Origin of the sequence: Aurantimonas coralicida DSM 14790, assembly GCF_000421645.1 — a bacterium.
In the GTDB taxonomy this organism is placed as follows: Bacteria; Pseudomonadota; Alphaproteobacteria; order Rhizobiales; family Rhizobiaceae; genus Aurantimonas; species Aurantimonas coralicida.
Genome location: NZ_ATXK01000009.1, coordinates 93,948 through 119,721 on the forward strand (window position 1 = coordinate 93,948; position 25,774 = coordinate 119,721).

The 25,774-nt window shown below is 68.0% G+C and carries 25 protein-coding genes and 1 pseudogene; 16 read left to right on the forward strand and 10 right to left on the reverse strand.

The features are described from left to right. Window positions 1-11 precede the first annotated feature (11 nt). Both H536_RS0117105 and H536_RS0117110 read left to right on the forward strand, forming a co-directional pair. Window positions 12-1,244 carry a lytic murein transglycosylase gene (locus tag H536_RS0117105; RefSeq protein WP_024351624.1) on the forward strand — a complete coding sequence of 411 codons (1,233 nt, stop codon included), beginning with the start codon at window positions 12-14 and terminating at the stop codon, window positions 1,242-1,244. A 378-nt stretch (window positions 1,245-1,622) separates the two neighbouring features. After that, a complete protein-coding gene (locus tag H536_RS0117110) occupies window positions 1,623-2,939 on the forward strand; it encodes a ChaN family lipoprotein (protein WP_155898531.1) in 1,317 nt (438 codons plus the stop codon). 244 nt (window positions 2,940-3,183) lie between these two features. Here the strand turns inward: H536_RS0117110 and H536_RS0117115 are convergent, their stop codons facing one another. Continuing rightward, window positions 3,184-4,032, reverse strand: a complete 849-nt coding sequence (locus H536_RS0117115) for an LOG family protein (protein WP_024351626.1) — start codon at window positions 4,030-4,032, stop codon at window positions 3,184-3,186. Window positions 4,033-4,156: 124 nt separating this feature from the next. On the opposite strand from H536_RS0117115, the gene dapD reads away from it, so the two are divergent. Then, window positions 4,157-5,011 (forward strand): 2,3,4,5-tetrahydropyridine-2,6-dicarboxylate N-succinyltransferase, encoded by an 855-nt coding sequence (gene dapD, locus H536_RS0117120; RefSeq protein WP_024351627.1) that lies wholly within the window; start codon window positions 4,157-4,159, stop codon window positions 5,009-5,011. Between the two features lie 50 nt (window positions 5,012-5,061). After that, the gene (locus tag H536_RS0117125) at window positions 5,062-5,832 is read left to right on the forward strand and encodes a phosphodiester glycosidase family protein (protein WP_244495460.1); all 771 of its coding nucleotides are present in this window, start codon (window positions 5,062-5,064) and stop codon (window positions 5,830-5,832) included. 33 nt (window positions 5,833-5,865) lie between these two features. Here H536_RS0117125 and H536_RS23385 read toward each other — a convergent pair whose 3' ends face one another. Beyond that, window positions 5,866-6,954 (reverse strand): transglycosylase SLT domain-containing protein, encoded by a 1,089-nt coding sequence (locus tag H536_RS23385; protein WP_081651967.1) that lies wholly within the window; start codon window positions 6,952-6,954, stop codon window positions 5,866-5,868. Between the two features lie 135 nt (window positions 6,955-7,089). Here H536_RS23385 and dapE point away from each other — a divergent pair, with 135 nt between their 5' ends. Beyond that, window positions 7,090-8,322, forward strand: coding sequence for a succinyl-diaminopimelate desuccinylase (gene dapE / locus H536_RS0117135; RefSeq protein ID WP_024351630.1), 1,233 nt, complete (start codon window positions 7,090-7,092; stop codon window positions 8,320-8,322). A 4-nt stretch (window positions 8,323-8,326) separates the two neighbouring features. Beyond that, window positions 8,327-8,920 (forward strand): hypothetical protein, encoded by a 594-nt coding sequence (locus H536_RS0117140; RefSeq protein WP_024351631.1) that lies wholly within the window; start codon window positions 8,327-8,329, stop codon window positions 8,918-8,920. Window positions 8,921-8,927: 7 nt separating this feature from the next. On the opposite strand, the gene truA is transcribed toward H536_RS0117140, so the two are convergent. Genes truA through def form a run of 3 tightly spaced genes read right to left on the reverse strand, consistent with a single transcriptional unit; the run spans window position 8,928 to window position 11,196 of the window. Then, on the reverse strand, window positions 8,928-9,707 hold the full coding sequence (truA, locus tag H536_RS0117145; RefSeq protein WP_024351632.1) for a tRNA pseudouridine(38-40) synthase TruA: 780 nt from the start codon (window positions 9,705-9,707) through the stop codon (window positions 8,928-8,930). Beyond that, window positions 9,707-10,666: a methionyl-tRNA formyltransferase gene (gene fmt, locus H536_RS0117150; RefSeq protein ID WP_024351633.1), complete on the reverse strand. Its 960-nt coding sequence runs from the start codon at window positions 10,664-10,666 to the stop codon at window positions 9,707-9,709. Before fmt ends, truA begins: the two co-directional genes overlap by 1 nt. A 17-nt stretch (window positions 10,667-10,683) precedes the next feature. Beyond that, on the reverse strand, window positions 10,684-11,196 hold the full coding sequence (def, locus tag H536_RS0117155) for a peptide deformylase (protein WP_024351634.1): 513 nt from the start codon (window positions 11,194-11,196) through the stop codon (window positions 10,684-10,686). A 165-nt stretch (window positions 11,197-11,361) separates the two neighbouring features. Between def and H536_RS0117160 the strand changes: the two genes are divergently transcribed. From H536_RS0117160 to H536_RS0117170, 3 genes are all read left to right on the forward strand, one after another. Beyond that, the gene (locus tag H536_RS0117160) at window positions 11,362-12,543 is read left to right on the forward strand and encodes a DNA recombination protein RmuC (protein WP_024351635.1); all 1,182 of its coding nucleotides are present in this window, start codon (window positions 11,362-11,364) and stop codon (window positions 12,541-12,543) included. Window positions 12,544-12,735: 192 nt separating this feature from the next. Continuing rightward, entirely contained in the window at window positions 12,736-14,247 is a 1,512-nt protein-coding gene (locus H536_RS0117165; protein ID WP_244495459.1) for a serine protease, read from the forward strand. A gap of 176 nt (window positions 14,248-14,423) precedes the next feature. Continuing rightward, complete coding sequence (locus H536_RS0117170; protein WP_024351637.1) at window positions 14,424-14,732, forward strand: hypothetical protein; 309 nt, start codon at window positions 14,424-14,426, stop codon at window positions 14,730-14,732. 66 nt (window positions 14,733-14,798) lie between these two features. On the opposite strand, the gene H536_RS0117175 is transcribed toward H536_RS0117170, so the two are convergent. Next, window positions 14,799-15,518, reverse strand: coding sequence for a pyrimidine 5'-nucleotidase (locus H536_RS0117175; protein ID WP_029703511.1), 720 nt, complete (start codon window positions 15,516-15,518; stop codon window positions 14,799-14,801). An 88-nt stretch (window positions 15,519-15,606) separates the two neighbouring features. On the opposite strand from H536_RS0117175, the gene H536_RS0117180 reads away from it, so the two are divergent. Further along, on the forward strand, window positions 15,607-16,512 hold the full coding sequence (locus H536_RS0117180; protein ID WP_024351639.1) for a DMT family transporter: 906 nt from the start codon (window positions 15,607-15,609) through the stop codon (window positions 16,510-16,512). A 120-nt stretch (window positions 16,513-16,632) separates the two neighbouring features. Beyond that, a complete protein-coding gene (locus tag H536_RS0117185; RefSeq protein ID WP_024351640.1) occupies window positions 16,633-17,847 on the forward strand; it encodes an MFS transporter in 1,215 nt (404 codons plus the stop codon). Here the strand turns inward: H536_RS0117185 and argB are convergent. Next, a complete protein-coding gene (gene argB / locus H536_RS0117190) occupies window positions 17,844-18,746 on the reverse strand; it encodes an acetylglutamate kinase (protein ID WP_024351641.1) in 903 nt (300 codons plus the stop codon). The genes H536_RS0117185 and argB overlap by 4 nt on opposite strands. 222 nt (window positions 18,747-18,968) lie before the next feature. On the opposite strand from argB, the gene H536_RS0117195 reads away from it, so the two are divergent. Further along, window positions 18,969-19,538: a histidine phosphatase family protein gene (locus H536_RS0117195; RefSeq protein ID WP_024351642.1), complete on the forward strand. Its 570-nt coding sequence runs from the start codon at window positions 18,969-18,971 to the stop codon at window positions 19,536-19,538. Between the two features lie 10 nt (window positions 19,539-19,548). On the opposite strand, the gene H536_RS0117200 is transcribed toward H536_RS0117195, so the two are convergent. From H536_RS0117200 to H536_RS22760, 3 genes and pseudogenes are all read right to left on the reverse strand, one after another. Continuing rightward, window positions 19,549-21,453, reverse strand: a complete 1,905-nt coding sequence (locus tag H536_RS0117200; protein WP_024351643.1) for a propionyl-CoA synthetase — start codon at window positions 21,451-21,453, stop codon at window positions 19,549-19,551. 188 nt (window positions 21,454-21,641) lie between these two features. Further along, a complete protein-coding gene (locus H536_RS0117205) occupies window positions 21,642-22,451 on the reverse strand; it encodes a DUF6064 family protein (RefSeq protein WP_024351644.1) in 810 nt (269 codons plus the stop codon). A gap of 9 nt (window positions 22,452-22,460) precedes the next feature. Continuing rightward, window positions 22,461-23,404 (reverse strand): annotated as a pseudogene (locus H536_RS22760) (aldo/keto reductase). A gap of 92 nt (window positions 23,405-23,496) precedes the next feature. On the opposite strand from H536_RS22760, the gene H536_RS24485 reads away from it, so the two are divergent. Genes H536_RS24485 through H536_RS0117225 form a run of 4 tightly spaced genes read left to right on the forward strand, consistent with a single transcriptional unit; the run spans window position 23,497 to window position 25,757 of the window. Further along, window positions 23,497-23,760, forward strand: a complete 264-nt coding sequence (locus tag H536_RS24485; RefSeq protein WP_155898533.1) for a hypothetical protein — start codon at window positions 23,497-23,499, stop codon at window positions 23,758-23,760. A gap of 51 nt (window positions 23,761-23,811) precedes the next feature. Then, window positions 23,812-25,125 (forward strand): xylose isomerase, encoded by a 1,314-nt coding sequence (gene xylA, locus H536_RS0117215; protein WP_024351645.1) that lies wholly within the window; start codon window positions 23,812-23,814, stop codon window positions 25,123-25,125. A 39-nt stretch (window positions 25,126-25,164) separates the two neighbouring features. Beyond that, window positions 25,165-25,362 carry a type II toxin-antitoxin system HicA family toxin gene (locus H536_RS0117220; protein WP_024351646.1) on the forward strand — a complete coding sequence of 66 codons (198 nt, stop codon included), beginning with the start codon at window positions 25,165-25,167 and terminating at the stop codon, window positions 25,360-25,362. Then, entirely contained in the window at window positions 25,359-25,757 is a 399-nt protein-coding gene (locus tag H536_RS0117225) for a type II toxin-antitoxin system HicB family antitoxin (protein ID WP_024351647.1), read from the forward strand. The genes H536_RS0117220 and H536_RS0117225 overlap by 4 nt, the downstream gene beginning before the upstream one ends. The last annotated feature ends 17 nt before the right edge of the window (window positions 25,758-25,774 follow it).

A 25,774-nucleotide genomic window follows, 5' to 3' on the forward strand; every position in this document is an offset into this window, starting at 1 on the left:
ACCCTCAAGCGATGCAGCTATCGCTTCGCCTCCTCACCGCCGTCGTTCTCCTGTGTGCTGCGACGTTCGCGCCGGCCAGCGCGCAGAACCTGACGGCCGGTTTCCGCAATTTCCTCGAGGCCGACATCTGGCCCGCCGCCAGAGCGCGCGGTGTGCCGCGGCCGGTGTTCGACGCGGCGTTCAAGGGCGTGTCGCCCAATCTGAAGCTGCCCGACCTGCAGCTTCCCGGCGCGAAGGCGACCGTTGCGGAGACGAACTTCCAGGCCGAGTTCAAGAGCGGCGCGGCCTATCTGTCGGAAGGCGCGGTGGCCGGCAATGCCCGCCAGGGGCGCGCCCTGATCGCGAAATACCGCGCCGTTCTCGACCGGATCGAGGCGCGCTACGGCGTGCCGGCCCCGATCATCGTCGCCATCTGGGGGCGGGAATCGGCCTTCGGCGCGGCGAAGATCCCCCATGACGCCTTCGAGGTGCTGGGGACCAAGGCCTATCTCTCACGCCGCAAGGCGATGTTTCGCGAGGAACTGCTCGCCGCCCTGCAGATCGTCGCCGACGGCCATCTGAAGACCTCGGAGATGAAGTCGTCCTGGGCCGGCGCGCTCGGCCAACCGCAATTCATGCCGTCGAAATTCCTGGCGCTGGCCGTGGATTTCGACGGCGACGGGCGAAAGGACATCTGGAATTCGGTGCCCGACACGCTGGCCTCGATCGCCCATTACCTGCAGCAGGCCGGCTGGCAGCCGGGCCGCGACTGGGGCTTCGAGGCGCGGGTGCCGGCCGCCGTCTCCTGCGCCAATGAGGGGCCGGATCTCGGTCGTCCGATCTCGGAATTCGTCGCCGCCGGCGTGACGCGCGTCTCGGGCCGGCCGTTTCCGGGCCACGAACTGGCGGCGCGGGGCCACCTGATGATGCCGGCCGGCCGCTTCGGCCCGGCCTTCATCGCCACGCCGAATTTCTACGCCATCAAGGCCTATAACAATTCCGACCTCTACGCCCTGTTCGTCGGCCATGTCGCCGACCGGATGCTCGGGGCGGGACCGCTGGCGGGAGACTGGAAGCCCACCGACCGGCTGACGCGGGGCGACGTCGCGCGCATGCAGCAGAAGCTGGAGGCGCGCGGCTACGATGTCGGCGGGGCGGACGGGCTTGCCGGCTTCAAGACGCGGCGCTCGATCGGGGCGTTCCAGCTCAAGTCCGGAATGGGCGAGACGTGCTGGCCGACAAGGGCGCTCGCCGGCGCGCTGTGATGCTATCCACAGTTGATTTAACCTCTCGTACACGATCCCTGCCAAAACCTTTCCCCTGTTGCGGCCACGACCTTTCGCCGCCGGGACGTGGCTTGTACCGAAGATGACGGAACCCGAGGAGAGCAGGCGGCACGATCGCCTGCCAAGCGGCGGGAGTTGCCTGGGGAGGCGACGCGGACGGTTCGAAGCAGGTCTTCGAACCGTCCGCCCTATCCATCCGGCCGGTGACTGGCCCTTGCCCGAACCTGCACCCCTTGCAGGGCTTGCGTGACCTTCGTCCCTCGCTGCAATAGTTTCGCCACATCCTGAGCCAATAGATTGCGGATCGGCTCGCACGATTCGCGCTCCGGGCTTTGCAATCGTTTTTGGGGAAACCGATTGAAACGACGGATCTGGATACCTTCCAGCATCATGCTCCTTGCGGGGCTCGGTTACGCCGTCGGCAAGACGGCCGACCTCGTCATGCCGCAGATGGACGCCGGCACCGATGTCGCCGAGTTCGTCGCGCCGAAATCCGATCTGTCCCTCGACGTTTCCCTCGTCCGCCCGGCCGACAATGCCTTTTCCGAAATCGCGGTCGCGACAGTCGAACCGTTCGACGCCGATGGTGACGGCACGCCGGATGTCCGGGATCTGGCCCAGCCGGCGGTGTCGAAGCCCGTCGCGACATCCGCGTCGGCCAAGCTCGCCGAACTCGCGCAGGCCGGCAGTTCGCGCACGCTGTCGCTGAAGGTGGCGGCGACGACCGGCCGTTCGACAAGTGCTTCGACCGCCGACCTGCCGACGATGGCGACCGCCTGGCAGTCGGAGCATTTCCGCGACAATCCGCTGGTCGGCGAAGTCTTCGATGCGCGCGGTGCGCGCTCGAGCCGCGACACGCTGATGGGGGCCGCCAGCGGCGCCCGCTATCTGCTTCTCGGCGAAATCCACGACAATCCCGATCATCACCAGCTGCAGGCCGACATCATCGGCGGGCTGGCCAAGCTGGGCAGCGAGCCGGCCGTGGTCTTCGAGATGATCCCGGAAAGCTTTGCCGACGTTCTGGAGGAGTTTGCCGAGACCGGTGACCGCGATGTCGCGTCGCTCTCCGAGCATCTGCAATGGTCGGAACGCGGCTGGCCGGCCTTCTCGATCTACCAGCCCGTCTTCGAGGCGGCCGTCGCCGAGGGCCTGCCGCTTCGCGCCGGAGATCTCGACCGCCAGACGATCCGTGCGATCGGCGAAAACGGCCTCGACGCCCTGAGCGAAGCCGAGATCGAACGCCTGTCGCTGCGCCTCGAAGTGCCGGCGGAACAGGCGGACGCACTGGCCGACACCATCAGGACCGCCCATTGCGGGCTGATGCCCGAGGGCGCCATCGGCGCCATGGCGACGGTCCAGCGGGCCCGTGACGGTGCACTGGCCGATGCGCTGGTCGATGCGGCGAAAGAGAGCGGCAGCGCCGTGCTGATCGCCGGCTCCGGCCATGTCCGCAAGGATCGCGGCGTGCCGAACATCCTCGCGGAACGCGATCCGGACGCGGCCACGGTCGCGGTGCAGATGGTCGAGGTCAGCGACGGCGAGGCCGAGGCCGCCGATTACGGCCTGACGAGCGATGCGCCGGCGCCCTACGACTACACGATCTTCACGCCGCGCAACGACATTTCCGACCCCTGCGAGGCGCTCCGCGCCCGGATGGGGCAGGCGGACCAGTAAGTCCGCCCATCGCAGGTTCCGCCTGCCGGGGCTTCGAGCCCAATCTCAGCGGAAGCGCCACTCCATCAAGCAAGGTCGTCATCCTCGGGCTTGACCCGAGGACCCATGCCGTACCCGGTGACGCGGCGCAGATCTCCGACGGAATGGTCGCTAAGGCGCAGAGGCGTGGATCCTCGGGGCAAGCACGAGGATGACGGGCGCCAGGGGGCGGTGCGGTGATGTCGGACGTCCCGCCGCTGCATCCTCAGAAATCGTAGAATTTCCGGATCGCCGCCCAGCCGTCCTCGGCCGTGTCCACATAGGTCACGAGATCGAGGTCTTCCGGCGCGATCGTGCCTTCCTCGGCGAGGGCCTCCAGGTCGATCACGCGGCGCCAGAAGCTCTCCCCGAACAGAAGCACCGGAATGCGCTGCATTCGCCGGGTCTGGATCAGCGTCAGCGCCTCGAACAATTCGTCCATGGTGCCGAAGCCGCCGGGGAAGATCGCCATCGCCTTCGCCCGCAGCAGGAAGTGCATCTTGCGGACGGCGAAATAGTGGAAGTTGAAGCACAGTTCCGGCGTGGCGAAGCGGTTCGGCGCCTGCTCATGGGGCAGGGTGATGTTGAGCGAGATCGACAGGGCGTCGACATCGGCCGCACCGCGATTGCCGGCTTCCATGACGCCGGGACCGCCGCCGGTGACGATGACATATTCCTTGCCGCCATGGCTGTTGGCCGAATGCTGCGAGGCGATGGCGGCGAAGCGGCGGGCCTCCTCGTAGAATTTCGAATTGGCCTCGAGGTTGCGGCGCTGGGTCTCGTTGCGCGCCGCCCAGGCCTCGGTGCCCGGCTCGGGAATGCGGGCGCCGCCGAACAGCACGACGGTGGACAGGATGCCCGCCTCGTTCAGCGCCAGTTCGGGTTTCATCAGCTCGAGTTGAAGCCGGATGCCGCGGGTCTCTTCGCGGGTCAGGAAGTCGTCGTCGGCATAGGCCAGCGCATAGGTGGGGGAGCGGGTCTGCGGGGTATCGACCTGTACTGCCGTCTCTTCCTTGTCCCGCCGCGAGCTCGGAAAGGGGTCCCAGCCGTTCTGGTTGCGGGGTGTTTCGTTCATCGTGTCTGCCTCGTCGCCTGCATGGGCCGTCGATTGACCGCCTCAGGGCCTTCAACTAGGGTCCGCGCCGACTTGGTCAGGGTGCGCAGCGCCCGCATTTTCCCCATTCTGCAGGAGTTCGCCGATGACCGCGCCGGATCGCGCCGCCCTCGAAACCACCATTGAACGGGCCTTCGAGGACCGGGACTCGATCTCGGCATCGACGACCGGCGAAGTCCGCGATGCCGTCGAGGCGTCGCTCGACCTGCTCGACCGCGGCGAGGCGCGCGTCGCCAGCCGCGAGGCCGACGGCAGCTGGACCGTGCACCAGTGGCTGAAGAAGGCTGTGCTCCTGTCCTTCCGCCTCAACGACATGACCGTCATTGAAGGCGGCCCGGGCGGGGCGACCTGGTGGGACAAGGTCCCGTCGAAGTTCGAGGGCTGGAACGCCGACCGCTTCCGCGAGATGGGGTTCCGCGCCGTGCCGAACGCGGTGGTGCGCCGCTCGGCCCATATCGGCAAGGGCGTCGTCCTGATGCCGTCCTTCGTCAATCTCGGCGCCTTCGTCGACGAGGGCACGATGGTCGACACCTGGGCGACGGTCGGCTCCTGCGCGCAGATCGGCAAGAACGTGCATCTGTCGGGCGGCGTCGGCATTGGCGGCGTGCTGGAGCCGATGCAGGCCGGTCCGACGATCATCGAGGACGGCTGCTTCATCGGCGCCCGGTCCGAGGTCGTCGAGGGCTGCATCGTGCGCGAAGGCTCGGTGCTCGGCATGGGCGTCTTCCTCGGCCAGTCGACCAAGATCGTCGACCGCACCACCGGCACGATCTCCTATGGCGAAGTGCCGCCCTATTCGGTGGTCGTCGCAGGCTCGATGCCGGGCAAGCCGATGGGCAATGGCGAGCCGGGGCCGAGCCTCTATTGCGCCGTCATCGTCAAGCGCGTCGACGAGCGCACCCGCTCCAAGACCTCGATCAACGAGCTGCTGCGCAACTGAGCCGGCGTCGCGGCCCCAAGCCGCGACCCTTGCCCCAAGGCCGATCCGCGATGGCGCGACTGCGAACCTTCTGGCCTCTCTCGCTGATCGCGGCGAGCGGCCTGTTCGGCTGGCTGCAGGGCGTGCCCTCGCTGCCGGCCGGCCATGACGGCCTCTGCCGCAGCGAAGTTGCGGCGGGGGTGGAGTATCTGGTCTGCGACGTGCCGCTGGATCGCACCGATCTCGCGCTGCGGGCCGTCGACGCGAGCAACGCGCCCTACCGGACCTTCGAGCGCGCCGCGGCAAGCGTCAATGGCCGCGTCCGCCTGATCATGAATGCCGGCATGTATCACGAGGACCGCCGTCCGGTCGGCCTTGCGGTGCAGGACGGCGTCGAGGTCAGTCCGCTGGTGCGCGGAACCGGCAGCGGCAATTACTCGATGCAGCCGAATGGCGTATTCTTTGTCGAGGATGGGCGCGCGGCGGTCCTGACCACCGACGCCTATCTCGCCGCGCCCCGCCGGCCGACGCTCGCGACCCAGTCGGGCCCGATGCTGCTCATCGACGGCAAGCTGCATCCGCGCTTCATCGACGGTTCCGACAGCCGGCATGTGCGCAACGGCGTCTGTGCCAGCGCGGACGGGCGGACCGTGCGTCTCGTCCTGTCGCGCAGCCCGGTCAATTTCTGGGATTTCGCCGTGTTCTTCCGCGACCGGCTCGGCTGCCGCGACGCGCTGTTCTTCGACGGCAAGGTGTCGAGCCTGTCCTATCCGGACGGCGGCATCGACTATCGCCGCGACCGGCTGGGGCCGATGCTGGTGGTCTCCGACAAGACGGACTAGCGGCCCGCCGACCGGCTCAGCCGAAGCGGACGCTCAGTCCGCTCCGCTACCGCGCAGTTCCGTCGCCGGATCGTCCGTGCCGGCCATGCGGGCGGCGAGGGAATCGGGCTCGGCGGGTGCGCTGGCCGGGCGCGAGGCGATGCGACCACCCTTACCATTTTCAGGAGCCGGGGCCGCCGCAGGCTGGGGCGCTGATGCGGCCGTCTCGCCTGCTTCGGTACGCGCAACGGGCCGCGGGATCGCCGCAGGCTTCGGTGCCGCGACATAGGCGGCTGCGACCACGGGCGTGTCGCCGCGTTGCGCTGCGGCCGGTTCACTGGCCGGCGCAGCGGTCGCGACCTCGGTGGCCGTTGTCGGCGCGGCTGCGGCAGGCCGTGCGGCCTTGGCCGGCGTTGCAGCGGGCTTTTCGGGGGCCGGCGTCACGGCGGCGACGAGCGTGCCCATCAGGCCCGGTTCGGATTCGGGCTCGGCGACCGTTCCGGGTGTCCGGCGGCGCTTCGACACTTCGGCCATATGCGCCTTGACTGCGGAGCAATAGCGCTGGGCCGAGGCGCTCATGCGGGTGGCGCGGTGACCGCCCTTGTACTTCATCGAGGCCTGGCAGACGTCGTGACCGCCCTTTTCCCAGGCGCCCTTCAGATATTTCATGCCGTAGGTGAGGTTGGTGTCGGCATCGAAGAGAGCGCTGGTCGGGCCGGAAAAGCCCAGCGACCGGGCGGTTGCCGGCTTGATCTGGCTGAGGCCGTAGACCCCGTTGCCGCGCGCCTTCGGATTGTAGCGGCTTTCCACCCGCACGACCGCATAGGCGAGGGGGGCGGGAACGCCGGCCTCGGCGGCATGGCGTTCGATCAGCCTGTCGAGCGAGGCGCTGCCGGAGATGGTGCCGGTCTCGGCGCCTGCCTCCGCCTCCCTGGCGGCGACAGCGACATCGGCTTCGGCCGGTGCGTCGGCATCCTCGGCCGCATCTGCCGTTTCCTTGCCGGCGACGGCGATCCCCATGGGTGATCCGCCCGGGCCGTCGGCGATGCAGCCGGCAAGGGCCGCCAGCGACGCGATCATGCCGAACAATGCGGCCCGTGTGACGCACGCAGAGCCGGCAATGGCGGTCCTCGGCAGTGTCATGGAAGTTCCCTCGCGCAATGTCCCCTGTGCTGCCTGTCCGTCCGGAAGGCGGCGGAAACGTGGCACGAAGCCGGATCGGGGAAGACGGCCGCAGCTGGTGGCGTTGCGGCATCATCTGATCTATCCCGGTGGGCCATGACCGACACTGTTTCCTTGCCCGTTTCCGCCGCCCGCAGCGATGATGCGACCGACCCGGTCGCGATCCTCACGCGGCTGATCCGCTGCCCCTCCGTGACGCCCGCCGAAGGCGGGGCGCTTACCGCTTTGGAAGAGATGCTGGCGCCGCTGGGCTTTGCCGTCGAACGCCCGGTGTTCTCCGACATCGACACGCCCGACATCGAGAATCTGTTTGCCCGCGCAGGAGCGGCCGGGCCGCATCTGGTCTTTGCCGGACACACGGACGTGGTGCCGCCGGGCGACGAGAGCGACTGGCGCGAGGGCCCGTTCTCGGCGGCGATCGTCGATGGCGAGCTCTATGGCCGGGGCGCCGTCGACATGAAGGGCGGCATTGCCGCCTTCGTTGCGGCCTATGCCCGCCATGTGGAGCGGGCCGGGCGCCCGGCCGGGCAGGTCTCGCTGCTGATCACCGGCGATGAGGAAGGCCCGGCGGTCAACGGCACGGTGAAGCTCCTCGACTGGGCGAGAGCGCGCGGCGAAATCTTCGACGCCTGCATCGTCGGCGAGCCGACCAATCCGGCGGCGATGGGCGACATGATCAAGATCGGCCGGCGCGGGTCGCTGTCGGCCGAAGTGCGGGTCACCGGCGTTCAGGGCCATGTCGCCTATCCGCATCTGGCCGACAATCCGCTGCGCTCCCTCACGGCCATTGCCGAGGCGCTGATGGACGAACCGCTCGACGCGGGATCGGCGGAATTTCCGGCCTCCAATCTGGAGATCACCTCCATCGACACGGGCAACAGCTCGGTCAATGTCATTCCGGCACGGGCGCGCCTGTTCTTCAACGTGCGATTCAGCGATCGCTGGACGCCGGACAGCCTCAAGGACGAACTGACCCGGCGCATCGAGGCGGCGGCCGCTTCGGGCCGGTTCCGGGAGGGCCGGGATGCCGCCAATGTCGAGATCGTCTGGCGGGCACGGCCCTCGGACTCCTTCCTGACGCGGGACGACGCGTTGACGCAGGCGCTGGCCGGCGCGGTGGAGGCGGTCACCGGCCGCCAGCCGCAATTGTCGACCTCCGGCGGCACGTCGGACGCCCGGTTCATCAAGGACTTTTGCCCGGTTGTGGAATTCGGGCTTGTCGGCAAGACGATGCACATGTCCAATGAACGGGTGCCCGTCGAGGATCTCGAGACGCTGACGAGGATCTATGAAACCTTCATCGCCCGCTGGTTTGCCGCCCACGCCTGATCTGGTGCCGAGTCTCGACCACGTCCTGAACTTTTTTTCCGGCGTCGCCCTTCTGATGGCCGGGCGCGCCGAAGGGCTGAAACGCCTCGACCTGTCGGCGGACGGCTTCTGGCAGTCGTTTTCGGCCATGCTCGTGGCGCTGCCGCCCGTGGCCCTGTCATGGATCGAGTTCGAGACGTCGGCGCCGCGCACCGGCACGGCGGAGGGCTACGGCGCGGTGCCGGTCTATGGCGCCCATGCGCTGGCCGACTTCCTCGCCTGGACGCTGCCGATCCTGATCCTGATGCTGGTCGCCAAGCGCGTCGGCTATTCGCGCAAGATCGTGCCGCTGGTGGTGGCGACGAACTGGGGCGGGGCGCTGCTGGCCTGGGTGTTCGCACCCTACTGGCTGCTGATGCTTGCCTTCGGGCCTGGCAATGGCCTGTCGGCGCTCGGCCTCCTCGTGACCATCGCCTCCATCGCGCTGACGGTGCGGCTGATCTACATGGCCACCGGCAAGGACATGGCCGGGGCGGCGATCATCACCATCGGCATGATCGTCATCTCGCTGGTCAGCTATGGCGCGGTGATGGATTTGACCGGCATCCGGCTGATCTGACGCGCGTTCAGCCCGGATAGGGCGGCAGGGTGCGCTTGGGCGCGGTGCCGTATTCCACCCGGGTCAGATACAGCCCGTCCGGCGGGGCTACCGGGCCGCAGCGCTTGCGGTCGCGGGCTTCCAGCGCGGCGACGAGATCCGCCTCGGTCCAGCGGCCTTCGCCGACCAGCTTCAGCGATCCGGCAAAGGAGCGGATCTGGTTGTGCAGGAAGGACTGCGCCATGGCGTGAATGTGGATCTCCTCGCCCGGGCCGCGGACCACATCCAGCTGCTCCAGCGTGCGGATCGGGTTCTTCGCCTGGCAATGGGCGGAGCGGAACGTATCGAAATCATGGGTGCCGACAAGGCGCTGGGCTGCCGCGTGCATGGCATCGACATCGAGCGGCTTCGACACCCACCAGACCCGGCCGATCAGCAGCGCCGGCGGCGCCCGGCGGTTGAAGATGCGGTAGAGATAGAAGCGCTTGCGGGCCGAGAAGCGAGCGTCGAAATCGTCGGCCACCCGCTCGGCCGAGAGGATCGCGATAGGCGCGTCGCGCAGATGCGCGTTGAGCGCGTCGCGTACCGTGTCCGGCTCCCAGTCCCGCTGCAGATCGACATGGGCAACCTGGGCGCTCGCATGAACGCCGGCATCGGTGCGTCCTGCCGCGAAGAGGGTGGCGGCTTCGCCGGTGAAGCCTGCCACCGCGGTCTCGATCACCTCCTGCGCCGACAAATCGGTCTTCTGACGCTGCCAGCCGCAATAGGGCTTGCCGTCATATTCGATGGTCAGCTTGAAACGGGGCATCAGGCCGCGCCGGCGCGGCCGCCCGCCGGAACCGGCGTTCCCTTCAGAAGCTCTTCGGCGCTCATGCGGCGTCCGCCGGCGCGCTGCAGTTCGAGGATGCGGATCGCGCCCGTGCCGCAGGCGATCAGCAGCCGGTCGTCGAGAAGCGTGCCGGGTGCGCCGTCGCGGGTCTCGGCCGCCGCGCGCAGAAACTTCACCCGTTCGGGGGCGCCGCCGAAGCTCATCATCGTCCAGGCGCCGGGGAAGGGCGAAAAGGCGTTGATTCTGCGGGCAATGCCGGACGCGTCGCCGGTGAAGTCGAGCGCCGCCTCGGCCTTGTCGATCTTGGCGGCATAGATTGGCGCGCGGCCGGTGCGGGCGGCGATCGAATCCTGGTCCTCGAAGGTCAGGGTGCCGGCTTCGAGCTTGTCGAGCGCCTCGACCATCAGTGTCGCGCAGATCTCCGCCAGCCTGTCGTGCAGCTCGGCGGTCGTGTCGGTCGCGGCGATCAGGGTTTCGGCGGTCAACGCAACCGGGCCGGTGTCGAGGCCGGCTTCCATTCGCATGACCATCATGCCGGTTTCGGCATCGCCCGCCTCGATGGCGCGCTGGATCGGCGCGGCACCGCGCCAGCGCGGGAGCAGCGAGCCGTGGCCGTTGAGACAGCCCTGGCGGGGCATGTCGAGCACCGCCTGGGGCAGGAGCAGCCCGTAGGCGACCACCACGGCGACGTCGCAGTCGAGGGCGGCGAAGGCCTCGCGATCGGCCGGGTCCTTGAAATTCAGCGGCGAACGCACGGGCAGGCCGAGCCGTTCGGCCTCGCGCTGAACCGGCGAGGGCGTCAGCGTCAGGCCGCGGCGGCCGGCCTTGCGCGGCGGCTGGGTGTAGACGGCGGCGATGTCGTGACCGGCCGCCGCCAGGGCGGCGAGCGTCGGCACCGAGAAGGCCGGCGTTCCCATGAAGACGACGCGCAGCGCCATGGTCCCCTCCGCGTCGCTCAGGCGGTCCTGCGGGCGGCCTTGGTGAACTTCTTCACTACCATGTCGCGCTTCAGCTTGGAGATGTGGTCGATGAACAGGACGCCGTTCAGATGGTCCAGCTCGTGCTGTACACAGGTCGCCAGGATGCCGTCAGCGGTTTCCTCGTGCATCTTCCCGTCGAGGCCGAGATAGCGCACCGTGACCTCGGCCGGCCGTTCGACCTCGGCGTAATAGTCCGGGATCGACAGGCAGCCTTCCTCGTAGACGCTGACCGCGTCGGAGGTCGTCAGGATCTCCGGATTGAGGAAGATGCGCGGCGCGTTCTCCTCCTCTTCCTTGGAGACGTCGATCACCATCATGCGCAGCGGCTCGCCGATCTGGATGGCGGCAAGGCCGATGCCGGGGGCGTCGTACATCGTCTCCAGCATGTCGTCGGCGAGGCGACGCACCTGGTCGTCGACCGTTTCGACAGGCTTGGAGGTCTGGCGCAGAACCGGGTCTGGCAGGATGATGAGGGGCTTGATCGTCATGGCGTTCAGGTAATGGCTGGCACGAAGCCGGTCAATCTCGGATGAAGGCCCCGGCCGGCTTTCCGCCGGTCCGGATGATGGCTCCGCCGTCGTCAGGTGGGGCGGGATGGTCTATGTTCGCGTTTTGGTCCCGATTCGTTAAGGGTCGCCCGCTAGAGTTCGGTCATGGACAGCGCCGCCTTCGCCGCAGCCTTCTCGGCTCCCGTCATCTTTCTCGGCGATCATCCGCTGACGCTGGCCGAAGCGTTGCTGGCAGGGCTGGCGGCCCTGTTCTTCGTCCTGTGGCGGCGGGCCAGCCGCGCCGCGCGGGAGGCGGGCGATCATGCCGACCGCAGCGACAGCGAGGCGTCGGAGCGGCTCGACGCGGTGCTGCGCTCCCAGGCCGAGATCACCGGCCGCATGCAGACCATGGCCGAGATCATCGGCTCGCGGCAGGCGGACCTGACCCGCACGCTCGCCGAACGGCTCGACGGGCTGTCCACCCGCGTCGGCCAGTCGATCCGCGAGACCGGCACGGCCACCAGCGCCTCGCTGACCGCCCTGACCGAACGGCTGGCGGTGATCGACCGGGCGCAGGGCGAGATCCGCGGGCTTGCCGGCGAGGTCGTCCGCCTGCAGGACATTCTCTCCAACAAGCAGAGCCGTGGCGCCTTCGGCGAGGGGCGGATGCAGGCGATCGTCGCCGACGCGCTGCCCTCGGCCGCCTATTCCTTCCAGGCGACCCTGTCGAACGGCAAGCGACCGGACTGCCTGATCCGCATGCCGAACGGCGCTCCGTCGCTGGCGATCGACGCGAAGTTCCCGCTGGAGGCCTTCACCGCCCTGCGCGAGGCCGAGAGCGACGAGGCGCGGACCTTCGCCGCCAGCCGGATGCGCCGCGACATGGACGTGCATGTGCGGGCCATCGCCGACAAATATCTGATCCCCGGCGAGACCCAGGACACGGCCTTCCTGTTCGTGCCGTCCGAGGCGGTGTTCGCCGAACTGCACGAGCGTTTCGAGGATATCGTCCAGAAGGCCTACCGGGCGCGGGTGGTGATCGTCTCGCCATCGCTGCTGCTCCTGTCGATCCAGGTGGTGCAGGCGATTCTCAAGGATGCCCGGATGCGGGCCGAGGCGGGGCGCATCCAGAAGGAGGTCCGGCTTCTGGGCGAGGATCTCGTCCGGCTCGACGCCAGGGTGTCGGCGCTGCGCACGCATTTCGGGCAGGCGGGCCGCGACATCGACCAGATCCTGGTGTCGACCGACAAGCTGATGCGGCGCGGCGAGCGGATCGAGGCGGCCGAACTCGGCGATGACGGAACGGCCGCCGGGCCGGTGACACGCACGGCGCCGGGCGCCGTCTGAACGCGATCTGAAGCCGACAGCAACAGGCCGGATGTCTACTGGCGGAACTTTCGTCAGTCGCAGGAAGAATTGCATTCGCAACCATATTAAGAAAAAGTAAAGGACTCGTGGATCGATTTCGCGCATCCTACGTTGCTTGTCTGTCACCGGTTGATGATGGGGGATGACATGCGGCGCTCGGCGCGGGTTTTGATGACGGTACTGGCTCTGGGCACCATGCCCATGGCGACGCCGTCTTTCGGCGCGCAGGTCTCGCAACTGGCCGTCGCCTACAACGACCAGACCGATCTCGATTTCCGCAAGGGCCTGCAGATCCGTCTGTCCTGGACCGGCGACTATGCCGGTGCCTTCGACGGCCACATCGCGGCGTCCTCGCTGCGCGCCATCCGCGATTTCCAGGCCCGGCACGGCATGGTCGCGGACGGCGTCATCGACGAGGCGATGCTGCGTCTCCTGATCCAGAAGTCCGACGGCGCCGAGGCGGCGACCGGCATGGCGCTGATCGACGATGCGGTGACCGGCCAGCGCGTGCCGCTGCCGATGCGTCTGGTCGAGGATCTGGGACCGACGGATGTCGGCCATCTGTGGCGCGCCGCCGACAAGACGGTCGAGATCGAGACCGTCCGCATCGCCGGTACCGGCCAGACCCTGCGCGGCCTGTTCGACGTTCTCAGCACGCCGACCCCTGACCGCAGCGTCGCCAATGCCGAGTTCGGCGGCGAGTGGTTCACCCTCGACGGCAATGCCGGCGACCATCACTATGTCATGCGCTTCTCGGCAAAAGGCGGCGATCTCCGCGGCTTCTCGGTGTCCTATGCCAAGGACCGGGCCAAGGTGATGCGGCCCTATGTGGCCGTGGCCGGCAATCTGTTCGAGCCCTTCGCCGGCGAGCCGCAGGCACCCCTGGTCGCTTCGCGCGAGCCGAACGCCTTCTCGGCGCTGCTGGCTCGCAGCCATACGAACGGTGCCTTCGAATCCCGCTACGCGATGGCCTCGGTCGATCCGAAGCAGCCGAACCTCTTCGAGATGCCGTCCCCGGCACCCGCCAAGGCCCAGCCGGCGCCTGTTCCCCAGAAGCCGGAATTCGACATGGCCGGCAGCGGCTTCGTCATCTCGGAGGATGGCTGGCTCCTGACCAACGCCCATGTGGTGCGGGCCTGCACCAGCGTGCTCGTCGGCGAGCAGCAGGTCGCCACGAAGACGATCCTCGATACCGACAACGACCTGGCGCTGGTCAAGGTCGACGGTGTGGTCGGCGAACCGCTGGCGATGTCCGTCACGAAGCCGCGTCTGGGCGAGGACGTCCTGGCGCTCGGCTATCCGCTGCGTTCGATCCTGGCCGATTCCCTCAACGTGACCCGCGGCAACGTCTCGTCGCTCCTGGGTCTTGCCAATGACGAGCGCTATCTGCAGATCTCGGCGCCGGTGCAGCCGGGCAATTCCGGCGGCCCCCTCGTCGATCTGGCAGGACGTGTCGTCGGCGTGGTCACCGCCAAGCTGAACGCGGTGGCGGTCGCCGATGCGACGGGCGATATCCCGCAGTCGATCAATTTCGCCGTCCGCCCCGATGCGGCCGTGGCCTTCCTCGACCGCAACGCCGTCGCCTACAAGACCGCCGACGCCTCGCTGCCGCTGGAAAGCGTCCCCGACGCCACCGCGGCGGTCAAGGATTCGGTCCTGCCGATCATCTGCGTCGGTCGCTGAATTCGCGGCCTTTCCCGCGCAGTCCATAAAGAAATGCCGTCGCCGGTTCTCTGCCGTCGGCGGCATTTTGCGTTGGTGCGTGCTGACCGGCCGTTCCGGAACCCGTGTCGCGGACGCGGCGTTGCTTCCGCAAGATCACCGGCGCGATGCGCCGTGACCCGGGACAGGAGATTGCAATGACGAAGACCGACACCGACTCGGAGATGATGCGCGACCAGCAGGACCGCGACACGCCGCAGCACATGGCCAGGGACGGCGAGAAGCACCCGGCGGAGCGCAGCGATCTCGATGCGCAGAGCAAGGCCGAGCGCGAGCAGGCGAAGGGCGGCACGGCGCCCAACGGCACCGAACAGATGGAAGCGATCTTCGAGGCCAACCAGAAGGGCCCCAAGAGCGGGAAAGCCGAATCCGACCTGATGGCGGATGCGGCGACCGACGGGCAGGCCGGTTTGGCGCGCCCGAACCGGTCGCTTCTCCGCGACTGACACCCATGACAGGCGAAGCGCAGACAGGGCGATCGGATTTCATCCGGTCGCCCTTTTGCATCGCGCCTAGCGGATGGAGCGCAGGAAGGTCGTCAGGTCGTCGGTGACGAAGTCGATATGCTCGCCGTCGCGGCCTTCATGTTCCCAGACGTCGCCGAAGCTCTCTTCCAGGTTGCGCGGCACGATCAGCACCGTGCGCATGCCCAACGCCTTGGGCACTTCCAGATTGCGCGCCAGATCCTCGAACATCACGGCGCGTTCCGCATCGACCCGGTGCAGGCCGAGGAACTTGTCGTAGGTCTGCGAGGCCGGCTTGGGCACCAGTCCGGCGGCGACGAGATCGAAGATGTCCTCGAAATGGTCGAGAATGCCGAGCTGGCGCGCGGCGCGTTCGGCATGGCCGCGATCGCCATTGGTGAAGATGAACTTGCGACCCGGCAATGCGCGGATCTCGTCGCCCAGCGCGGTGTCGGGGGCGAGCCAGGAATAGTCGATGTCGTGGACATATTGCAGGAAGGCGTCGGGATCGACGTCATGCTCCTGCATCAGGCCGCGCAGGGTCGTGCCGTAGCGCCGGTAGAAATCCTTCTGCACCACCCGCGCCTCGTCCTTCGGCAGCGTCAGGAAGTCCGAGACGAAGGCGGTCATCCGCTGGTCGATCTGCGAGAACAGGTTCGTGTGGCGCGGATACAGGGTGTTGTCGAGATCGAAGACCCACTCCGTCACATGGGCGAAATCCTGCGGGCGGGCATCGGCGGTCTGGCGGATCGGCGAGTGAGCGGTCATGGGGTCCGGAAGGTTCGAGCGTCGGGCGCCTTGCCAAGCGTCGCCGAATAGGGGAGCGAGGGCGGTAAGACAAACTGACGGATCGCCCGTGCCGCTCTGGATTCCGATTACCATCACCGCCGCCTTCCTGCAAAACCTCCGCTCGTCGCTGCAGCGACAGCTGAAGGGCCGGATGGGCTCGACCGGCGCGACCTTTGCGCGCTTCGGCTTCGGCTTTCCCTTTGCCGTGCTCTACATCGTGGCGCTCGACCTCGTCGGAGGCGCCACCCTGCCGGGCGTGAACGCGACATTTCTCATTGCCGTTGCGGCCGGCGGTATTGCCCAGATCCTCGCGACTTTCCTGCTGGTCTATCTGTTCGGCTTCCGCAATTTCATGGTCGGCACGGCCTATTCCAAGACCGAGCCGGTGCAGGCGGCGATCTTCGGCCTGATCATCCTCGGCGAGACGATCTCCTGGCTCGCCTTTGGCGCCATCCTGGCGGGCGCCTTCGGCGTCGGGCTGATCTCGATCGCCGGGCGCAAGGGCGGCACCAGCCTGCGCCGGGCGCTCTTCTCGCGCGAGGCGGGGATCGGCATCGCCTCGGGCGCCTTCTTCGGCATCTCGGCCGTCTGCTTCCGCGGCGCGTCGCTGTCGCTGGAGGAGGGCGGCGTGCTCGCCCGGGCGGCGACGACGCTGGTCTGGGCGACTGGCATCCAGACCGCCGTGATGCTCGTCTGGATGGCGCTGAAGGACCGGGCCGAACTCGTCGCCGTCGCCAAGGCCTGGCGGCCGGCGCTGCTGGTCGGGCTCGTCGGCGTCTCGGCCTCGGCCTGCTGGTTCACCGCCATGACGCTGGAAAAGGTCGCCTATGTCCGCGCGCTCGGCCAGATCGAACTGATCTTCACCTTCGCCTCGTCGGTGTTCTGGTTCCGCGAGAAGATCGCCCGGCTGGAGCTGGCGGGTTGCCTGCTGATCGTCGCCGGCATCCTGACACTGCTGGGCACGGCCACCTGACAGCGCGTTCGCACCAGGCCAGCGCCACGGCAGTTCAAGTCGCAGCGAAGCAAACCGGGGCGGCCGCAAGGGAACCGTGACGGGGCCACGATCTTTTCCTCGCCGGATCGGAGCGAGGTCATGACGCCATTCATCAAGCTTTCCGCGGCAGGCTTCGCGGCGACCGCCATCACCTTCGGGCCCGCCCGCATGGGGTTCGGCCTGTTCCTGGCCGAGTTCAAGTCGACCTTCTCCCTGTCGACCGGCATCGCCGGCGTGATCTCCGGGATCGGCTTCTTCGGCTTCTTCCTGGGGCTGTTGATCAGCTACGCGATGACCGCACGATCCGGGCCGCGCATGCCGGTGGTGTCCGGCCTGTTCGCAGCGTTGGTCGGCATGGCGATCGTGGCGGCGGCGCCGAATGCCTGGGTGCTGGCCGCCGGCGTGTTCCTCGCCACCTCCAGCGCCGGCTTCTCCTGGGCGCCGTTCAACAACGCCGTCCATCGTCTGGTCGACGAGGCCCGGCGTCCGGCGACGCTCTCCATGGTCAGCACCGGAACCAGCCTCGGCGTTGCGGCTGCCGGCGCGACGGCCCTGATGGTCAGCTATGGCGAATCGTCCTGGCGCTACGGCTGGGCCGGCTTCGCGGTCGTGGCGGCACTGGCGCTGGCCGGCAATATCGGGGCGCTGCGCGAGCTGGCCGGCGATCCCGGGCCCCCGGGGAAAGGAAGCTGGAAATCGCTGATCGCCGAGCCGGCGCGGCCGCTCCTGTGGATCGCCCTGTCCTTCGGCATCACCACGACGATCTACATCTCCTTCGCCGCCGACCGGATCCAGCAGGCCGGCGGACTGCCCGGCATTCCGGAAGGCGCCGCGCCGGCCATCGTCTTCCTGTCCTATGGCATTTTCGGCCTCATCGGCCTGACGACCGGGCAGGTCAAGACGCTGATCGGGCTGCCCTGGCTCCTGCGGCTTCTGCATGTCGCCGCGGCCGCCGCGCTGGCGCTGATCGCGCTGGCTCCGAATTCCTGGGCCGGCGTCGTCGTCTCGGCCGGGCTGCAGGGCGCCTATGTGATGATGATGAGCGCGGTGATGGCGTTCTGGTCGGAGGAACTGTTTCCCTCCATGCCGTCGCTGAGCTTCACCGAGGCCCTGCTGGCGGTTGCCGTTGGCAGCGTCGTCGGTCCGCTCGTCGCCGGTTTCGCCTCGAGCGCCTTCGGCCCGGAAGCGATGTTCCTCGGCGCCGCCGGCATCGCCGCGGTCACCGCAGCGAGCATCCTGCCGCGGATGATCCGCGAACGCTGGCCACGCGAGGCCAGCACTGGCGGCGCGGCCATGCGCCGTCGCAGCCCCTAGGGGACGATCAGCGTGCCGGCGCCGTGCTCGGTCAGGAGTTCCAGCAGCACCGCGTGGCGCTTCTTGCCGTTGAGGATCACGACGCCCTCGACGCCGTTCTCGATGGCCTCGATGCAGGTCTCGACCTTGGGGATCATGCCGCCGGAGATCGTGCCGTCGCGGATCAGGGTGCGGGCCTCGGCGACCGAGAGCTCCTTGATCAGCTCGCCGGACTTGTCGAGGACGCCCGGCACGTCGGTCAGGAACAGGAGGCGCGAGGCTTCCAGCGCACCGGCGATGGCGCCGGCGAAGGTATCGGCATTGATGTTGTAGGTGGCGCCGTCGCGGCCCGGCGCGACCGGGGCGATGACCGGGATCATCTCGGAGCGGGCGAGAAGGTCGAGCAGGGTGCGGTCAACCTCGACCGGTTCGCCGACGAAGCCGAGATCGAGCACCCGCTCGATGTTGGAATCGGGATCGACGACCGTCTTGCGCGCCTTCTCGGCGAAGACCATATTGCCGTCCTTGCCGCACAGGCCGATGGCCCATTCGCCCTCGGCATTGATCAGCGCGACGATTTCCTTGTTGATCGAACCGGCAAGGACCATCTCGACGATCTTCACCGTCTCCTCGTCGGTGACCCTGAGGCCGCCCTCGAAGCGCGATTCGATGCCCATCTGGGACAGCATGCGGCCGATCTGCGGGCCGCCGCCATGCACGACGATCGGATTGACGCCGGACTGCTTGAGCAGGGCGATGTCGCGGGCGAAGGCCTGGCCGAGATCGGCATTGCCCATGGCGTGGCCGCCATATTTCACCACGACGGTCTTGTTCTCGTAGGCCTGCATGAACGGCAGCGCCTCGGCGAGGAGGCGGGCCTGGGTCTCGCCGGTGTCCGGCTGCGGATCGGAATGGTTCATGGGCGGTCTCCGGACCCCGTGCTGATGCGTCGCGGGCGGCTTCTAGCCGGAATTGGCGACAAGAGAAACTGCCGGGCGGCACAGAAATGGCGCTCACTCGTCCATATCGGGCGCTGCGTCATGTCGTCCGCCTCACGCGATCGTGGGGCGCTGCGGCCTGTCGGATCCGGCCCGATGCCCGAAATTCCGCGCGTTCGCCAACCGACCGGAGTGCCGCCCGCCATGCGAAATGCCGTGACCGCCTGCCTTGTCTCCCTGCTCCTTCTTCTTGGCGCCGCCGCGAGCGCGTCGGCACAGGAGGAGTTCGATGCGGCGCGGGCCGCGGACACCCACATCCTCATGCGCCATGCGATTGCGCCGGGCACGGGCGATCCAGCCGGTTTCACGCTCGGCGACTGTTCGACCCAGCGCAATCTGTCAGAGGAGGGGCGGGCGCAGGCGCGGCGCATCGGCGACCGCCTGCGCGAGGCCGGCGTCGCCATCGGCATGGTTCTCGCGAGCCAATGGTGCCGGTCCAGCGAAACCGCCGAGCTTTTGGGTTTCGGTCCGGTGACGGCCGCGCCGGAGCTCAATTCCTTCTTCGCCGACCGCGGCAAGGGCGCGGCGCAGACGGATACGTTGAAGGCGCGGCTCGCAGAACTCGATGCGGCCGGCCGGAAGGCGGCGCTGGTCAGCCATCAGGTCAACATCACCGCGCTGACCGGCATTTATCCGGCCTCCGGGGAGATCGTGGTGATCGCCCTCGGCGAAGACGGCAATGTCACCGTCGAGGGGCGTATCCGCACCGACTGACCGGCGCGGCTCAGTCGCCCGAGACGGCGCGGCGGATGTCGTCGAGGGCGGTCGCGTCCTCGATGGTCGCGGGGGTCTCGTAATCGTCCCGGTCGACGATCGCCTTCATGGTGCGCCGCAAGACCTTGCCGGAGCGGGTCTTGGGCAGCTTGTCGACCACGAGCACGCGCTTGAAGGCGGCGACCGGCCCGATGCGTTCGCGCACCAGCGTGATCAGCTCCGCCTCAATCTGCCCGCGATCCAGCTGGCTGGTGTTCTTCAGGACGACGAAGCCACAGGGCAACTCGCCCTTCAGCGCGTCGCGCATGCCGATGACGGCGCATTCGGCCACCGCCGGATGGCCGGCTACGGCCTCTTCCATCTCGCCCGTCGACAGGCGGTGGCCGGCGACGTTGATCACGTCGTCGGTGCGGCCCATGACGTAGACATAGCCCTCCTCGTCGATGAAGCCGGCATCGGAGGTGGAGTAATAGCCGGGAAAGGCCGTCAGATAGGCGTCCCTGAAGCGATCGTCGGCGTTCCAGAGGGTCGGCAGGGCGCCCGGCGGCAGCGGCAGCTTGATGGCGATGGCGCCCATCTCGTTGGGCGGCGCCTGTTCGCCCATGGCATTCAGCACCTGCACGTCGAAGCCGGGCATGGCGACGCCGGGGCTGCCGCGCTTGATCGGCAGGAGGCCGAGCCCGAGGGGATTGGCGGCGATCGGCCAGCCGGATTCGGTCTGCCACCAATGGTCGATGACGGGCCGCTGCAGGGCCTTTTCCGCCCAGATCAGGGTTTCCGGATCGGCGCGCTCGCCGGCTAGAAACAGTGCCTCGAATTGCGACAGATCGTAGTCGCCGGGCAGCTTGCCGTCGGGGTCCTCCTTGCGGATGCCGCGGATCGCCGTCGGGGCGGTGAACAGCACCTTGACCCCATGTTCGGCGGCCACGCGCCAGAAGGTGCCGGCGTCGGGCGTACCGATGGGCTTGCCCTCGAACAGGACCGTGGTGCAGCCGCGCAGGAGCGGCGCGTAGACGATGTAGGAATGGCCGACGACCCAGCCGACGTCGGAGGCGCAGAAGAACACCTCGCCCTGGTCGGTGCCGAAGATCGCCTGCATCGACCAGTGCAGCACCACCATGTGGCCGCCAGTGTCGCGCACGACGCCCTTCGGCTTGCCGGTCGTGCCGGAGGTGTAGAGGATGTAGAGCGGGTCGGTGGCCTTCATGGACGCGCAGGGCACCTCGCGCCCGGCGGCGATGGCGGCCATCGCATTGTGGCGCAGTTCGTCCCAGTCGTGGTCGCGGCCCTCGATCAGGTCGCAATCGAGTTCGGGACGGCGCAGCACGATGGTGGCAGCCGGCTTGTGGGTGGCCAGTTCGATCGCCTTGTCGAGGAGAGGCTTGTATTCGACCTTGCGGGTCGGCTCGATGCCGCAGGAGGCCGACAGGATCAGGGTCGGCGCCGCGTCGTCGATGCGCGCCGCCAGCTCACGGGCGGCAAAACCGCCGAACACCACCGAATGGATCGCGCCGATGCGGGCGCAGGCCAGCATGCCGATCATGGTTTCCGGCACCATCGGCATGTAGATGATCACCCGGTCGCCCCGGCCGACGCCGAGATCGGTGAGATTGGCGGCCAGCGCCTTCACCTCGACCAGCAATTCGCCATAGGTCAGCCGGCGCTTGCCGCCGGTGACGGGGGAATCGTGGATGATCGCGACCTGGTCGCCGCGTCCGGCCTCGACGTGACGGTCGATGGCGTTGAAACAGGTGTTGCATTCGCCGTCGGGAAACCAGCGGCCATAGACGCCGGCATCGGGGTCGAGGGCGCGGGTCGGCTTCTTCGTCCAGACCAGCTTGCCGGCCGCGTCGAGCCAGAATTTCTCCGGGTCGCTTCGGCTGGCGTCGTAGACCTCGTGATAGCGGCTGGCCATGGTCGTTCCTCCCCGTTGCGCCTCGTGCTGGTGCGCTGCCGCTGCACCGGATTCCGCGATCTCCCCGCCGCGCCTGACGACAGGCACGGCGCCGCAAGAGGGTAACCTAACGACGGGTGAGGGGAAGGGACATTCGCCTTTCGGCGCGGACGCCAGCGGCCATCCGGGCTTGGCGCAGGGCCCGCCGTTCAGGATCGTCCGGTGCGGGCGCCCTGCGGACTGGTGGGCAGGAAGGTTGCTGCAAGGCCACGCGGGACGGCTGCGGTCTCGGCCGGCCTGATCGCCGGCAGGGGATCGGTGACGGCGTTGTCGCGCGGGTGGCGCGCCGGCAGCAGCAGGATTACCAGCCCGACCATCGTCGCAGCGGCCAGCAGCAGCGCGTCGCCCGGCGTTTCGAGGAGCCATAGGGTCATGGCGCTTGCCGCCAGCCACAGCAGCGGCAGCGCGGCGAGCGACAGGGCCAGCCGGCGATGCGGGATGGTGACGGCGAGAAGGCCGATGGCGACGAGGGCCGTGGGGTCCGGAGCCAGGGCGAACCATTCGAGGCCGTTCGCCGCACGGCCGAACAGCCAGCCGGCCAGCGGATGGACGAAAAGACCGTAGAGAGCAAAGGCCGTTCCCGCCAGGAGCCGGGGCGTCGAAACAGAGATGCGCGGCTGAGCGTACCGGCCGAGGACGACGGACGCCACGAGAAGCAGCGCAGCCTCGGCAACGAAGGTCCAGCCCGAATAGATCGCGGCCCAGTTGATCGTCGCATAGACGCCGAAGAAGAACAGCCAGGCCGACGTCGCGAAGGCCGCCGCAAGCAGGGCCGCGCTGGCCGGTGAAGCCCAGCGATGCCGTGCGGCCCCGAGCCCGAGGCAGGCCAGCGCTGCCGCGATGCCGACAACCGGAAGCGGCCAGGCGCGTGCGTTGATCTGGGCGAACAGATCCCGGTAGATCGCCGCGTCGAACAGGAGGAAGTCCTGCAGGCTGTAGGTGGACAGATCGGCCAGCATGACAGCGGTCTAGAGATTGTCGAAGGCGAGCGCCATCTGCCGGCGCTGCGACGCATCGGGCATCGGTCCCGTCGCGGCGGCCATGTTCTCGCGCAGATGGTCGACGCGGCGGGTTGCCGGGATCGCGACGGTCAGCGCCGGATGCGAGACGATGTATTTCAACAGGAATTGCGGCCAGGTTTCCGCACCGATCTCGGCAGCGACGGCCGGCAGCGGCTGACCGGCAATCGCGTCGATCAGCGCCCCGCGCCGAAATGGCCTGTTGGCGATCACTGCGATGCCGCGTTCGGCGGCCAGCGGCAGCAGCCGCTCTTCGGGCTCCCTGTCGGCCAGATTGTAGGTGAGCTGGACGAAGTCGATCGGCCGGCTTTCCATGATTGCCGCGACCTCCGCGTGGCGGCGGCCATGGGAGGTGGTGATGCCGATATGGCCGATGCGCCCCTCCGCCTTCATCGCAGCCAGCGTGTCGAGATGCCCCTCCCAGCCGACGAGATTGTGCACCTGCATCAGGGCGAGGCGCGGAACGCCCCACAGGCGCTCGGTCTCGGCGATCTGCGCAGGGCCGTCGGAGGGCGAGCCCGTCCAGACCTTGTCGGCGGCAAACAGGGTGTCGGGAATGCCGAGCTGGCGAGGCCGTGGCCGATGGTTGCCTGGGACGAGCCGTACATGGGCGAGGAATCGATCATGCCGCCGCCGGCCTCGAAGAAGGCCTGCATGACGGCCGTTCGCTCGGCCAGCGCATCGGCATTGTCACCGACATTGAAGGTGATCCATGTGCCGAGCCCGATGACCGGAATGGCAACGCCGCTGGACGGGACGGTCTTCGTCGTGAGGGCGCCGGACCCCGCACCTGCCGCCGGCTGCGCACCGGCGCGGGGCAGGCCGAGCGTCGCGGCGAGGCCGGTGGCGGCGGCGCCGGTCAAGATGGTCCGGCGGTCGAACAAGTGCGGCATGGGATCCTCCGGTCTGGGCATGTCGAGGTGCAACCCGAGGAGAGCACGGAGGTTGCGACGACGCGACCCAGTGCCGCTCACGATTGTCTCAGATGACCGTCAACGGCCCGGCCAGACGGTCAGAAAGCACTCGCGGCGAATTTTTGAGGTGCGTACTTCAAAACGCGGCGAGCCTGCGCGATACTGGGCGGGAAGACGCGGCGTGGGGCTCGCTCAACTACTCCGCGCCGATCCGGGAGGATGCCATGATGACGGAAGAAGCCGCGCGCGCGGCGCGCGATGCGCTCGGCGAAAGCCGGGCGTTCGGGCGGTTGTCGCCGCGTTCTCCCGGGCCGTCGCCATCCCTTCGCACCTGACACCACCGCCATTTCCGTGGGCGCAAAGCCCGACCTTCAGGAAGCTGTCCCATGTCCAACACCTCCTTCTTCGATCTCTCGACGCCGGTCGCCTTTGCCGGCGAACAATCGACCGACCCGCTCGCCTTCCGCTTCTACGACAAGGACCGGCAGGTGATGGGCAAGCGGATGGAAGACCATCTGCGCTTTGCCGCCTGCTACTGGCATTCCTTCACCTGGCCGGGCGGCGATCCCTTCGGTGGTGAGACCTTCCTGCGGCCCTGGATGCATGGCGACGATCCGCTGGCGCTGGCCCGCCAGAAGGCCGATGTCGCCTTCGAGATGTTCCGGCTGCTCGACGTGCCGTTCTTCACCTTCCACGACGTGGATGTGGCGCCGGAAGGCACGTCGCTGCAGGAATCCAACGACAATCTGAAGGCGATCACCGACATCTTCGCCCAGAAGATGGAGAGCCAGAAGGTGCGCCTCCTCTGGGGCACCGCCAATCTCTTCTCCAACCGGCGCTACATGGCCGGCGCGGCCACCAATCCCGATCCCGACGTCTTCGCCTATGCGGCGGGGCAGGTGAAGGCGGCGCTCGACGCCACCCATCGCCTCGGCGGGGCGAACTATGTCTGCTGGGGCGGGCGCGAGGGCTACGAGACCCTGCTCAATACCGACATGAAGCGCGAACTCGACCAGCTCGGCCGGTTCTTCGCCATGCTCGTCGACTACAAGCACAAGATCGGTTTCGAGGGGCCGATCCTGATCGAGCCGAAGCCCAAGGAGCCGACCAAGCACCAGTATGATTTCGATGCGGCGGCGGTCTTCGCCTTCCTGCAGAAATACGATCTCCTCGGCGAGGTGAAGCTCAATATCGAGCAGAACCACGCCATCCTCGCCGGTCATTCCTTCGACCACGAGGTCCGCTACGCCTATGCCAACGACCTGTTCGGCTCGCTCGACGTCAATCGCGGCGACGACCTCCTGGGCTGGGACACCGACCAGTTCGCCATGGATGTGAAGGAACTGGCGCTGGTCTTCCACGAGATGCTGCAGCATGGCGGCTTCACCACGGGCGGGCTCAATTTCGACGCCAAGATCCGGCGCCAATCGATCGATCCAGACGACCTGCTGATCGCCCATGTCGCCTCGATGGACGCCTGCGCCCGCGGCCTTCTGGCCGCCGAGAAGATGCTGGCCGACGGCGCGCTGACCAGGCATGTCGACGACCGCTATGCTGGCTGGGACGGCGGCGAGGGCAAGGCGGTGCTTGCCGGCGAGCGCAGCCTGGAACAGGTCGCGGCACGGGCGCTCGACCTCGACCCGCAGCCCCGCTCGGGCCGGCAGGAATATCTCGAGGGCGTGGTCAACCGCTACGTCTGACGGCTTGAGGATGTCGGGCAATGATGTGTATTCATACACATGGATAGTCGCGACATCCTCGCTGCCCTGCTTTCCGATGGATGGCGCGAGGTTCGTCGGCGGGGCAGCCACATGCAGTTGAAGCATCCGACAAAGCCCGGCCTTGTCACGCTGCCTCACCCCAAGCGGGACCTGCCGAGCGGCACCCTGCGAAGCATCGAGAAGCAGGCCGGACTTGTGCTGAGGAAAACCAGATGACCGATTACATCGCGATCATCCACAAGGAGGGCGACAGCGATTTCGGCGTGTCGTTCCCCGACTTTCCCGGCTGCGTGACGGCGGGGCGGACGCTCGACGACGCCCGCACGATGGCGCAGGACGCCCTGGCGCTGCATATCGAAGGGTTGCTGGAGGACGGAGGCGCGCTGCCCGTTCCCTCGTCGCTGGAAACCGTCATGTCGGATTGCGGCTACCGCGAGGGCGTCGCGATCCTCGTGTCGGCGCCGCGTCGCGCCCCGCGTTCGGTGCGGGTCAATGTGACCATCGCTGCCGACGAACTGGCGGAAATCGATGCCTATGCCGCGCGGCACGGTCTGACCCGGTCGGGCTTCCTCGCCGCGGCGGCCCGGCGCAAGCTCGACGAATCCGCATGAACCTGCGGCCAGTGAAG

Excerpts from the sequence above, each read along its gene's own strand:
- H536_RS0117105 (WP_024351624.1), top strand. The coding sequence starts at position 12 with ATGCAGCTATCGCTTCGCCTCCTCACCGCCGTCGTTCTCCTGTGTGCT.
- H536_RS0117115 (WP_024351626.1), bottom strand. The coding sequence starts at position 4,032 with ATGAACGAAACACCCCGCAACCAGAACGGCTGGGACCCCTTTCCGAGC.
- dapD (WP_024351627.1), top strand. The coding sequence starts at position 4,157 with ATGACCGCGCCGGATCGCGCCGCCCTCGAAACCACCATTGAACGGGCC.
- H536_RS0117125 (WP_244495460.1), top strand. The coding sequence starts at position 5,062 with ATGGCGCGACTGCGAACCTTCTGGCCTCTCTCGCTGATCGCGGCGAGC.
- H536_RS23385 (WP_081651967.1), bottom strand. The coding sequence starts at position 6,954 with ATGACACTGCCGAGGACCGCCATTGCCGGCTCTGCGTGCGTCACACGG.
- dapE (WP_024351630.1), top strand. The coding sequence starts at position 7,090 with ATGACCGACACTGTTTCCTTGCCCGTTTCCGCCGCCCGCAGCGATGAT.
- truA (WP_024351632.1), bottom strand. The coding sequence starts at position 9,707 with ATGCCCCGTTTCAAGCTGACCATCGAATATGACGGCAAGCCCTATTGC.
- fmt (WP_024351633.1), bottom strand. The coding sequence starts at position 10,666 with ATGGCGCTGCGCGTCGTCTTCATGGGAACGCCGGCCTTCTCGGTGCCG.
- def (WP_024351634.1), bottom strand. The coding sequence starts at position 11,196 with ATGACGATCAAGCCCCTCATCATCCTGCCAGACCCGGTTCTGCGCCAG.
- H536_RS0117160 (WP_024351635.1), top strand. The coding sequence starts at position 11,362 with ATGGACAGCGCCGCCTTCGCCGCAGCCTTCTCGGCTCCCGTCATCTTT.
- H536_RS0117165 (WP_244495459.1), top strand. The coding sequence starts at position 12,736 with ATGACGGTACTGGCTCTGGGCACCATGCCCATGGCGACGCCGTCTTTC.
- H536_RS0117170 (WP_024351637.1), top strand. The coding sequence starts at position 14,424 with ATGACGAAGACCGACACCGACTCGGAGATGATGCGCGACCAGCAGGAC.
- H536_RS0117175 (WP_029703511.1), bottom strand. The coding sequence starts at position 15,518 with ATGACCGCTCACTCGCCGATCCGCCAGACCGCCGATGCCCGCCCGCAG.
- H536_RS0117185 (WP_024351640.1), top strand. The coding sequence starts at position 16,633 with ATGACGCCATTCATCAAGCTTTCCGCGGCAGGCTTCGCGGCGACCGCC.
- argB (WP_024351641.1), bottom strand. The coding sequence starts at position 18,746 with ATGAACCATTCCGATCCGCAGCCGGACACCGGCGAGACCCAGGCCCGC.
- H536_RS0117195 (WP_024351642.1), top strand. The coding sequence starts at position 18,969 with ATGCGAAATGCCGTGACCGCCTGCCTTGTCTCCCTGCTCCTTCTTCTT.
- H536_RS0117200 (WP_024351643.1), bottom strand. The coding sequence starts at position 21,453 with ATGGCCAGCCGCTATCACGAGGTCTACGACGCCAGCCGAAGCGACCCG.
- H536_RS0117205 (WP_024351644.1), bottom strand. The coding sequence starts at position 22,451 with ATGCTGGCCGATCTGTCCACCTACAGCCTGCAGGACTTCCTCCTGTTC.
- H536_RS24485 (WP_155898533.1), top strand. The coding sequence starts at position 23,497 with ATGACCGTCAACGGCCCGGCCAGACGGTCAGAAAGCACTCGCGGCGAA.
- xylA (WP_024351645.1), top strand. The coding sequence starts at position 23,812 with ATGTCCAACACCTCCTTCTTCGATCTCTCGACGCCGGTCGCCTTTGCC.
- H536_RS0117220 (WP_024351646.1), top strand. The coding sequence starts at position 25,165 with ATGGATAGTCGCGACATCCTCGCTGCCCTGCTTTCCGATGGATGGCGC.
- H536_RS0117225 (WP_024351647.1), top strand. The coding sequence starts at position 25,359 with ATGACCGATTACATCGCGATCATCCACAAGGAGGGCGACAGCGATTTC.